The organism is Streptomyces sp. NPDC005761, assembly GCF_040630635.1.
Taxonomy (GTDB): Bacteria; Actinomycetota; Actinomycetes; order Streptomycetales; family Streptomycetaceae; genus Streptomyces.
On record NZ_JBEXXX010000084.1, the window covers coordinates 1 to 9,903 of the forward strand.

Consider the following 9,903-nt stretch of genomic DNA (forward strand, 5'->3'; position numbering starts at 1 on the left):
CGCCACACCTCGTGTGGCGGCCCGCCGTCATGCATGCGCCCGATACGGGCCGTTCCGGGTCAGACCGCGATAACGGTGACACCGGCCTCCGTGAAGCGTGCGGCCGCGTCGGGCGTGATGCCCTTGTCGGTGACCAGGAAGTCGACCAGCCCGAGGTCGCAGACCCGCGCGAAGGCACGCCTGCCGATCTTCGACGAGTCGGCCGCCACCACCACCCGCTGGGCCTGCTGGGCGAGCAGCCGGTTGATGCTGGCCTCGCCCTCGTGATGGACGTACGCGCCGCGTTCGGTGTCGATCGCGTTGACGCCCAGGACGGCCACATCCAGCGTGATCTCGCCCAGCACACCGCTCGCCAGCGGCCCCGTCAGCTCGTACGACTGAGGCCTGGCCACACCACCGGTCACCACGATCTTGATCTGTGGCCGGATCACCAGCTCGTTGGCGATGTTGAGGGCATTGGTGACCACGGTCAGGGTCGGCTGCCCGGACGTCCCGCCCGCGCCCTCACCCACGAGATCGGATCGCACGGCGAGCGACCGCGCGACCTCGGTGATGGTGGTGCCGCCGGTCAGCCCCACCACCTCACCGACCGCGACCAGCTCGGCGACGGCACGGCCGATGGCCTGCTTCTCGGGGGCGTTGCGTCCCGTCTTGTAGCGCAGTGCCAGTTCGTAACTGACGCCGTGCGCGACCGCGCCGCCCCGGGTGCGGGTGAGCAGCTGCTGCTCGGCCAGCTGGTCCAGGTCCCGGCGGATGGTCGCGGCCGAGACGTCCAGCGTCCCGGCGGCGTCCTCGACGTCCACCCGGCCGTGCTTGCCGACCAGTTCCAGCAGTGCGTTCCACCGGGCGTCCCTGGACAAGAGCTCTCTCCTCACAGGTCCGGTCTGCGAGCACCCATCCCCTTGGGTGCGATCACCGGACACGCGCAAGCGTGGGCACAAGGCTCCGCCGAGTCAAGCCGACTGCACGGTGCATGCTTGATAATGCTTGCTCATCGCGAGTAACGTGCGTAAACGAGCATCCCAACCTCAGTACGGAGTGCAAAAGTGTCATATGTCGAGATCGAGACAGCCAGTCAGCCGGACTGCTGGCGCCGCGCCGCGGACCTCGCTCCGAGCCACTCATCCGCACTGCCCGCCGCCGGGGAGCGCATCGCCGTGGTCGGCTGCGGCACCTCGTTCTACATGGCTCAGGCATACGCCTCGCTCCGTGAGGAGTCCGGGCAGGGCGAGTCCGACGCCTTCGCCGCTTCGGAGTTCCCCACCCGGCGCCGCTACGACCGTGTCGTAGCCCTCACCCGGTCGGGCACCACGACCGAGGTGCTCGAACTCCTCGACCGGCTGCGTGGGACCACCCCCACGGTGGCCGTCACCGCCGACCCGAACACGCCGGTGATGGCGTCCGCCGACGCCGTCGTGGTTCTCGACTTCGCGGACGAGCAGTCCGTGGTGCAGACCCGGTTCGCCACCACCCTGCTCACGCTGCTCCGAGCCCACCTCGGTCTGCACACCGAGGCCGTGGTCCGCGACGCGGAGACCGCACTGGCCGAGCCGCTGCCCGAAGGGCTGCTGGACTGCTCCCAGTTCACCTTCCTGGGCCGCGGCTGGACGGCCGGACTCGCCAACGAGGCCGCGCTGAAGATGAAGGAGGCCTCGCTGTCCTGGACGGAGGCGTACGCCTCGATGGAGTACCGCCACGGTCCCATCAGCATCGCCACCACCGGCACCGCGACCTGGACGTTCGGCGCCGCCCCCGAGGGACTGCGCGAGCAGGTGCTCGCCACCGGCGCCCGCTGGGTGGAGAGCGGCCTGGACCCGCTGGCCGAACTGGTCCGCGTCCAGCGCCTGGCCATCGCGCGCGCCGCCGCCCGCGGCCTGGACCCGGACAGCCCGCGCCACCTGACGCGTTCGGTGGTCCTGGCGGAGGCCTGAGCCCGATACTGAGCGGGACATGGAGATCGCGGAACGCGCGGTGCAGGCCCCGGGGGGCGACGGCGCCGACCCCTGGACGGGGTTTCTCGCCACCCCCGTGGACGGCGGCGGCGCGGCCGTGCTCGTCCTCGCCGGGTCCAGCGGACGCATCGAGGACGCACGGTGCCGGCTGCTCGCCCGGGAGGGCGTGACCGCCCTGTCCATCCAGTGGTTCGGCGGCCCGGAACAGCCACCGGGCATCTGCGAAGTACCGCTGGAGACGTTCGTGTCCGCGATCGAGTGGCTGCGGACGAACGGTGCGCGGCGCGTCGGCGTCCTGGGCACCTCCAAGGGCGCCGAGGCCGCCCTGCACGTGGCCGGTCTGCACGACGGCGTCGACGCCGTCGTGGCGCTCTCCCCCACCTCGACGACCTGGGCGAACGTGGGGCCCGGCCGCGACGGCACCGCGCGACCGCACCGGTCGTGCTGGACCTGGCGGGGCAGACCCCTGCCGTTCGTCGCGTACGACGGCGCCTGGGCGGCGGCGGGCCCGGAGGGCGAGCCCGTCCCGATTCTCGGCTGGTACGAGCAGAGCCTGCGAACCTTCGCCGACCGCGTCCCGGCCGCGTCCGTCCCGGTGGGCGGCCGCGGCACCGACCTCGTGCTGGTCGCGGGAGGGGACGACCTGATGTGGCCCTCCCTGCGGTTCGCCGGAGAACTGGCCGCCCGTCGCAGGGCGGCCGGTCTCCCCGTACGTCTGATCACCCGCGCCGACGCCGGACACCGCCCCCGGCTGCCCGGCGAGGGCCCTGCCGCGCCGTCCGCCCTTTTCCGGTACGGGGGTTCGCCCGCCGCCGACGCCGCCCTCGGGGCGGACGCCTGGCCGCACCTGCTCGACGCCCTGCTGGGCGCCGGCGCCGCCGGGACGCGCGGTCACGGCTCCCCCGCAGCGGGCACACCGGCGTAGACGTCGAAGCCCGCGGGCTCAGGGAGCCCCGCGCGGGGCCGCAGGGCCCCGCCCCGTCAGGATTCCTCGAAGTAGGCGTCCAGGACCGCGTCGAAGCCCTCCGTCCACTCCTTGAGACTGCTCCTGGCGGCCGCCTCCACCTCGGCGTTGAACCAGCGCCGCGTCGACATGTGGACCGTGATGGTGAACCGGCGGCCGAACCGGGCCGGCTTCAGTTCCACGGCGCCGATCTCGTCCCAGTGGAAGTCGGCCTCCTGGTCGTCCAGCGTGAACCGGATGCCGTTGCGGTCGGCGGCGATCGAACCGCGTCGGTCACTCACCTCGAACGACGGGCCGTCCGCCGCTCCGTCGCCGGACGTGGGGCCGTCCGCCTCGTCCACCTGCTCGTTGTCGTCCTCCTCGTCGTCCGCCGCCGTCCCGGCGACGGGCTCGTCGTCGGATACCGCGTCCTTCGACGCGGCTTCCACGACGGCATCCTCGGGTGCGGGCCCCTCGGTCTGCTCCGGGTCCTCGTCCGCCTTCGCGGCGGTTCGGGGGGCCGTGAGACCGGGGATGTACGCCGGGTCTGTCCCTGCGGCGTACGCGGGCTGAGTCTTCGGATCTATGCGCTGCTCCACGGCGGGCAGTATGGCCGACGAACCTGTACGGGGCCAGTGAGGCCGCCGTGTCACCGGCGCCGGTGACACGGCGCCGCAAGGGGCGGGCCCACCCGCTCGGCCCGCCCCGCCACCGTCCCCCGTTCCTTCTCCGCCGGTCCGTCAGCCGGTGGAACAGGCCTCGTCGCCCAGGGCGAACGCTGCCGGGACCGCGTTACCCCCCGTCAGGGTGCCGGTGAAACCGAAGCCCACCGAAGCACCCGGCGCCACCTTCCCGTTCCAGGAGATGCTGGCTGCCTTCACCTTCGCCCCGTCCTGCGTGGGCGTGGCGTTCCACATCTGGGTGACCTTCTGGCCGTCCGCGAACGTCCAGCCGAGCTGCCAGCCGTCCAGGGCCGCGGTCCCGGTGTTGGTGAGCGTCACATCGGCCTGGAAACCGCCGGACCACTGGTTGGTGACCTTGTACGTCACCGAACAGGCCGCGTTCCCGGGCGGGTTTCCCGGATCGGTGCCCGGGTCCGTTCCGGGATCCGTACCCGGGTCCGTGCCGCCCCCGTCGCCGTCCGCCGAGTCGCCGTACATGATTCCGCGCCCGTTGGTCGAGACGTACACCCGTCCGTAGATCCTCGGGTCACCGGTGATGGAGGCACCGATCCAGCCCCACTGGTGGGCGTCGTCGTTGATCCGGGTCCAGGTCGTGCCCGCGTCCGTGGAACGGAAGACACCGCGGACACCGCCGATTTTCGCGGTGACGAAGAGCGTCTGGTACGAGGCTCCCGCGGCCGCCTTGCCGAAGCCGACCGAGTCCGCCTGCTCGACCCCGGACAGCTTGGTGAACGTCGCGCCGGAGTCGGTGGAGTGCCAGAGACCGTAGGCACCGGTCGCGCTGCCGCCCGCGAGCCACACATCGCCCTCGGTGCCCGGCACGGCCTTGAAGCGGACGTTGCCCTCGGTGGGCAGACCGCTCGACGCCCTGGCGGTGAAGGAGGCGCCGCCGTCCGTCGAGACGTAGAAGGTGCCGGCCTTGTAGCCGTAGAACTTCTTCGGGTTCTTCCGGTCGGACTCGACGGCCGCCCCGGCGGGTATACCGGTGGACGCCGACCATGAACTCCCGTACCCGGTGGTGCGGTGCACTCCCGCACCCTCCGGGCTCCACACGAATCCGCTGCCGTCGGCCGCGGCCGCGACCGTGCCGCCGCCGGTGACTCCGGAGGGCTCGGAACCCTGGAACCAGTTGGACCCGTTGTCCGTGGAGAAGCCGATGTGCGGGGCGGCGTCGGCGCTGCCGACCCGTACGACCGTGCTGGGGCTGCTCTCCGCGAAGTCGAGGCTCGTGGTCGAGGTGAGGTTCGGCGAGGTGAACATCATGCCCGGCACGGCGTCGAGATCGGTGTGGCGGAAGCCTCCGATGTCGCCGAGCGCGCTGAGCAGCGGGGCGCCGGACGGCGGGCTCGCCAGGTCGTTGACGGCCGTCTCCTCAAGGCCCTTCACCATGGGGGTGATCTTGAACTGACTGCCGGAGTCCCAGTTCCTGAGGTTCTCGGTGCCGTAGATCGTGGCGCCGGTGCCATACATCATCCGGTTCGAGTCGAACGGGTCGATCTCCAGCGCCTCCGTCATCCAGCCCAGCTTGGGCGAGGTCTCCGGCGGCGTGGGGTTGGCACCCCAGGTCAGCCAGGGCACGGAGGAGACGTCCTGGGTGAAGCGGTTGGTGCGGTTCGGGTAGCTGCTGTAGTCCCAGGCCTGCGTCCACGTCGCCCCGCTGTCCGTGGAGCGGAAGATCTGGGTGTCGGGCCACCAGGAGCTGTACGCGGTCGCCATCAGTGTGCCGGGCCGCTGCCGGTCCACGGACAGCCCGCTGAAGCCGTAGTAGGTGTCCGCCTCGGCGACCGGGCTGACGTCCTTCCACGCGCCGGTCGCGGTGGTGTAGCGCCAGATCCGGCCCTTGCCGCCGTCGTAGGGGCCGCCGGTGTCGCTCAGGGTCAGATAGAGATAGCCGTTCGACGAGTCGAGCACGCCCTTGTGTGCCAGGTAGCCGGTCGGCTGTCCGGCGATCCGCGACCAGCTGACGCCGCCGTCGGTGGAGCGGTAGACCGTGTTCTCCTTGTCGGCCACGCCGACGTAGATGTCCTTGGTCGCGCTGCCCGCGCTGCCGGTGCGCTCGTCGAAGGTCACCCAGACGATGCCCTGGTTGTCGTTGCCGTATCCGCTGGTGTCCGTCGGGTCCTGGGCGTAGTTGCCCGGGTTCGGAAAGGCCGTCACCTCCGACCAGGTCGCTCCCGAGTCGGTGGACCGCCACAGGCCCTTGCCGCTGGGCGCGCCCAGGTACAGCACGGAGTTCTTGTTCGGGTCCACCGCGAGGCGCTCGCCCATGCCGCGGCCCGGCATGTTGCCGCCGAGCTTGAAGGGAAGGGTGCTCGCCTTCCAGCTGGCGCCGCGGTCCGACGAGCGCAGGACCGCGCCGTTGTTCGGGTCCCAGCTGTTGGTGTACGTGCCCACGGCGGCGTACACGTTGTCCGGGTCGGCCGAGTCGGAGGCGAGACTCACCACACCGGACCAGCCCCAGTGGTCCCAGTCCACCCAGTCGAGCAGCGGTGTCCACTGCTTGCCCGCCTGGTCCCAGCGGTAGGCACCACCGATGTCGGTACGGGCGTAGGCGAGGTTCTTCTCCGACCGGTTGAAGACGATGCCGGGGACGAAACCACCGCCGTCGATGCGGACGTTCTTCCAGTCGTACGTGTCCGCGGCCAGAGACACATCGGATGCTTCGGCGACCGGCACGGCAGTGTTCGCCTGCGCCGATGCCGGAGCGCCGGTGGCGAACAGCCCGGCGGTGAGAGTGAGTGCTGCCAGGAGGGCGGCAAGGGGTCTAGCGCTTGAGCGCACGGAAACGTCCTCTCCGAACGAGACCGCCGACAGCGGCGGTACGGGGCGGGTACAGGTGTGGGAGCGCTCCCATTCGCGTCCCGATGGTAGCGGCGCGGACCCGCCGGGAGAAGGGTGATGGAGAGGGTTCATCGGATGACTTCGCCACCCCCGGAGAAACCATTGCGGCAGCGTCAGGCAATTCACCCGTAACACCGTCCCCGCGACTTCGGACGTTGAGCCCTCACTTCAACAGATGCGCGGGGCAACGGTGTTGAGGATGCCGACCCTCCAGGTCGATGGAGCCCGCCCCGGTTCGGCGTCGGCAGGCCCGACAGGCCGCCGGGAGCGGACGATCCTCACTCCGGCGACGCGGGGCAGGGACGGCTAGGGTTCCTCCGCGCGCACGACGCAAACCGGGGAGCTGTGGATGACTGAGGTCGCCGTGATCGAGGCGGTGCGGAGCGGGGACGCGGACGCCGTGCGCAGGCTCCTGGAGGCGGGCGCGGACCCGGAATCGGCCGACGCGTCGGGTGTCCCGGCGCTCTGCCTCGCCATCGCCGCGTTCGACGAACCGGTCGCCGCCGCCCTGTCCGAGGGAGGCGCCGATCCGCTACGGCCGCTCCCCGACGGAAGCACGCCCCTGCTCCGGGCCGTCGACTGCGGCACGGTCTCGGTCGTTCTCGCCGTGCTGCCCGGTCTCGGGGAGGGCCTCGACGACACCGTGCGGGCGGAACTGCTGGCACGCGCGCGGCACTGGTACGAGGCAGGTGCGGTAACCGAGTTGCGGCGCAGAACGGGTGACCTGGGCCCGCCCGGCCGGATCCGCGTACGGGACGGCGACTGGTGGACCGACTACGACGAGATCGCGCTCGGCGGGCTGACCGTGCGCGACGGACACGCCGCAGTCCTCAGCAATCTCGAACAGTGGTTCGGACATCGTCAGTCGATCGAGGAACTGCTCGCACGCGCCCTCGCGCATCCCGACCCGGAGCACGCCGACTGGTCCGAGGCCGTGGACGTTCTCGCCGGCCGGCACGACGAGGAGACCTGGGCGGCCGCCGCGGGGCTGCGGTCCCACCCCGAGCCCCTGCACCGGCTGTTCGCCGCGGACGTCCTGCGCGGCATCGTCCTGCGGGAGGCAGCCACCGAGACGCGGCCGGTCGTGTTCGAACCGCGGGCACCGGAGATCTTCCTCCCCTGGGCCGTCGACGAGACGGACCCTGCCGTCCTCCGTCTCGTACTGCGTGCACTGTCCGAGTCGGACTCCCCGGACCCCCGGGTCGAGGCGGTGGGGCTCTCTCACGTCACCCACCCGGACGCGGAGGTGCGGCGCGAGGCGAGCTCGGGCCTCCCGCGACCCGAGGGCTCGTACTCCCCCGCGGCGCTGCGGGCACTGTTCGTCCTCACACGCGATGCCGACAGCGACGTACGGGCACACGCGTGTGCACTCCTTGCCGGCCATCAGGGCCACACCCAGGACATCGCGGACGTGCTGGCCGAACGCCTGGGCGACGAGGACCGGCTGGTGCGCATCTGCGCCGTTCACGGGCTGGCCGAACGCGACGACCCGCGGTGTCTGGAGGGAAACGAGCACGAGGGGCCGGTCGACCCGCGGTCGTGGCCCGTCAACCACATCGTGGAGGCCGGTCGGCGCCATCGGTGGCGGACGGGCAGCCCAGGGAGATCCGACGGGCCTCAGACCGCCTCGAGCGCGCGCCCCTGATCCGCGGAACGGCCCCGGTCCTGTCCCGCCCCCTGCGGGAAACCGCAGTACTGGCGTACGGGAGGCTTCACCGGGCACGGCGGCAGTCCTCATACCGTCGCAGGTCAGCCGACTCCTAGGAGTCGTGGTGTCCGTGCCGCGGCTGCGGTTCGCCTTGGAGGACCCGCACGGCGACCCGCTGTCCCGGCTGACCCCGCGCGAGCGCACCGTGCTGGAGGCGCTGGCACAGGGGCACACCAATGCGGCCGTCGCGCAGGAACTGCACATCTCACTGAGCGCGGTCGAGAAGAACCTGAACACGGTCTTCGACGAGCTGGGGCTGGCGCACACCACCGGCTACAACCGGCGGATCCTCGCCGTGCTGCGTTAGCTGGAGGCGTGACGGCGTCCGGCTCAGGCGTACCAGTCGGCCATCCCGGGCGGGTCGCACAGTTCGAGTACCACTTCGCCCGCCTCGGAGGTCATGCCGCCGACGGGCCGGACCCGGTCGCCGACACTCACCAGGTGCGGGGCCGCGCCCACGATGCGGCACCGGTAGACGAAGCCTTCCGGGAAGCGGACCAGGGACTCGTTGCGCATGACCCGCGAGTAGCGGTTCACGACGCTGGACCGCACGACGACGCCATGTCCGTCGCTCTGCTCCGACTCCAGGTCGCTCGACGCGCAGACGGGGCACAGGAGTTTGCGGAAGGACGCGGTGTGGCACCACCGGCACACCTGGTAGACCAGCCCCTCCGTTTCGTGCGGCTCCGCTGCGTCGCGAGCCATGGGCTCCACGTCGATTCCGGTGATGAACACGTCTCGGCCTCCCGCGCTCGACTGGATGTGCCGCCCTCCGGCGACGGCACACCGGCACCGTATGGCACTGCGTTCCATGAAGTAAAGGTACTGAGTGCCGGAGGATGGCCGACCGTCGAGTGAACTACCTCTCAGTGGTGCCGCGTTCCTCACCGAGAGCCGATTCGATGCGCTGCACGACGCGCCACATCGGGGCACCCTTCGGCGCGATCATCACGATCACCTCGTCCTCGGCGGCCGGCGCGGGGGGACGCTCGGCGGACGCCCCCCAGACGGCGCGGACGAGTTCGAGCGCCCGGTCGACCTCGGCGCCGGCATCGCCCCGGCCGCCCGAACGCAGCCAGGACCGCAGCCCGTTGTTGTGCGCCGCGACGACCGAGGCGGCGACCACCTCCGCGCGCAGGGCCGCGTCGGGGGTACCCGCCCACCGGCGCTCCAGATACCCCGCCATGGTCCGCTCGTAGCGGCGCACGACGGAGAGCTCGTAGGTGCGCAGACCGGGCACCTCACGGGTGAGCCGGTAGCGCTGCACGGAGAACTCCGGCTTCTCCGCGTACATCCGCAGTACCAGCCGGGCCGCCTCGCACACCGCGTCCACCGGCTCGCCCTCCCCGGCCGCCTCCAGGAACGCGGTCATGTCCGCGAGACACCGCTCGTGGTCGGGGAAGACCGCGTCCTCCTTCGAGGGGAAGTAGCGGAAGAACGACCGCCGTCCCACCCCGGCGCTGGCGACGATGTCGTCCACCGTGGTCCGCTCGAACCCGCGCTCCATGAAGAGCGCGAAGGCCGCCTCGGCGAGCACGTCACGCATGGGGGGCTTCTTGGCCGGCCCGCGGTCATCGGTCATGCCGGAAACGTAGCATCGGAATCACCCATCCGGCACTGGGTACCTTTACGAGGGGTACTGGGTACCATAGGATCGTCGCAGAGACACCACGAAGTACAGGGAGAGCCGGCGTGAGCTTGAGGATCGTTGTCTGTGTGAAGTACGTGCCCGACGCGACCGGTGACCGGCATTTCGCCGATGACCTGACGTTGGAT

Annotated in this window: 8 protein-coding genes and 2 pseudogenes; 5 read left to right on the plus strand and 5 right to left on the minus strand. The window is 71.2% G+C overall.

Annotated elements, in window-relative coordinates; all coding sequences use genetic code 11:
• Positions 1 to 59 precede the first annotated feature (59 nt).
• A complete protein-coding gene (locus ABZ434_RS35580; protein WP_359146095.1) occupies positions 60 to 860 on the minus strand; it encodes a DeoR/GlpR family DNA-binding transcription regulator in 801 nt (266 codons plus the stop codon).
• Positions 861 to 1,046: 186 nt separating this feature from the next.
• Here ABZ434_RS35580 and ABZ434_RS35585 point away from each other — a divergent pair, with 186 nt between their 5' ends.
• Both ABZ434_RS35585 and ABZ434_RS35590 read left to right on the plus strand, forming a co-directional pair.
• The gene (locus ABZ434_RS35585; RefSeq protein ID WP_359146097.1) at positions 1,047 to 1,931 is read left to right on the plus strand and encodes an SIS domain-containing protein; all 885 of its coding nucleotides are present in this window, start codon (positions 1,047 to 1,049) and stop codon (positions 1,929 to 1,931) included.
• Positions 1,932 to 1,950: 19 nt separating this feature from the next.
• Positions 1,951 to 2,877 (plus strand): acyl-CoA thioester hydrolase/BAAT C-terminal domain-containing protein, encoded by a 927-nt coding sequence (locus ABZ434_RS35590; RefSeq protein ID WP_359146100.1) that lies wholly within the window; start codon positions 1,951 to 1,953, stop codon positions 2,875 to 2,877.
• 56 nt (positions 2,878 to 2,933) lie between these two features.
• Here ABZ434_RS35590 and ABZ434_RS35595 read toward each other — a convergent pair whose 3' ends face one another.
• On the minus strand, positions 2,934 to 3,494 hold the full coding sequence (locus ABZ434_RS35595) for a hypothetical protein (RefSeq protein ID WP_359146103.1): 561 nt from the start codon (positions 3,492 to 3,494) through the stop codon (positions 2,934 to 2,936).
• Positions 3,495 to 3,635: 141 nt separating this feature from the next.
• Complete coding sequence (locus tag ABZ434_RS35600) at positions 3,636 to 6,359, minus strand: cellulose binding domain-containing protein (protein WP_359146104.1); 2,724 nt, start codon at positions 6,357 to 6,359, stop codon at positions 3,636 to 3,638.
• A 409-nt stretch (positions 6,360 to 6,768) separates the two neighbouring features.
• On the opposite strand from ABZ434_RS35600, the gene ABZ434_RS35605 reads away from it, so the two are divergent.
• Positions 6,769 to 8,064: a HEAT repeat domain-containing protein gene (locus ABZ434_RS35605; protein WP_359146107.1), complete on the plus strand. Its 1,296-nt coding sequence runs from the start codon at positions 6,769 to 6,771 to the stop codon at positions 8,062 to 8,064.
• 172 nt (positions 8,065 to 8,236) lie between these two features.
• A pseudogene (locus tag ABZ434_RS35610) lies at positions 8,237 to 8,434 on the plus strand (helix-turn-helix transcriptional regulator); the annotation flags it as partial.
• Between the two features lie 23 nt (positions 8,435 to 8,457).
• Here ABZ434_RS35610 and ABZ434_RS35615 read toward each other — a convergent pair.
• Both ABZ434_RS35615 and ABZ434_RS35620 read right to left on the minus strand, forming a co-directional pair.
• The gene (locus tag ABZ434_RS35615) at positions 8,458 to 8,832 is read right to left on the minus strand and encodes a hypothetical protein (RefSeq protein ID WP_359146112.1); all 375 of its coding nucleotides are present in this window, start codon (positions 8,830 to 8,832) and stop codon (positions 8,458 to 8,460) included.
• A gap of 154 nt (positions 8,833 to 8,986) precedes the next feature.
• Complete coding sequence (locus ABZ434_RS35620) at positions 8,987 to 9,709, minus strand: TetR family transcriptional regulator (RefSeq protein ID WP_359146110.1); 723 nt, start codon at positions 9,707 to 9,709, stop codon at positions 8,987 to 8,989.
• A gap of 110 nt (positions 9,710 to 9,819) precedes the next feature.
• Here ABZ434_RS35620 and ABZ434_RS35625 point away from each other — a divergent pair.
• A pseudogene (locus tag ABZ434_RS35625) lies at positions 9,820 to 9,903 on the plus strand (electron transfer flavoprotein subunit beta); the annotation flags it as partial.

What these genes read in the sequence shown, in the direction of transcription:
- ABZ434_RS35590 (WP_359146100.1), top strand. Translation starts at nt 1,951, where the DNA reads ATGGAGATCGCGGAACGCGCGGTGCAGGCCCCGGGGGGCGACGGCGCC.
- ABZ434_RS35615 (WP_359146112.1), bottom strand. Translation starts at nt 8,832, where the DNA reads ATGGCTCGCGACGCAGCGGAGCCGCACGAAACGGAGGGGCTGGTCTAC.
- ABZ434_RS35620 (WP_359146110.1), bottom strand. Translation starts at nt 9,709, where the DNA reads ATGACCGATGACCGCGGGCCGGCCAAGAAGCCCCCCATGCGTGACGTG.
- ABZ434_RS35605 (WP_359146107.1), top strand. Translation starts at nt 6,769, where the DNA reads ATGACTGAGGTCGCCGTGATCGAGGCGGTGCGGAGCGGGGACGCGGAC.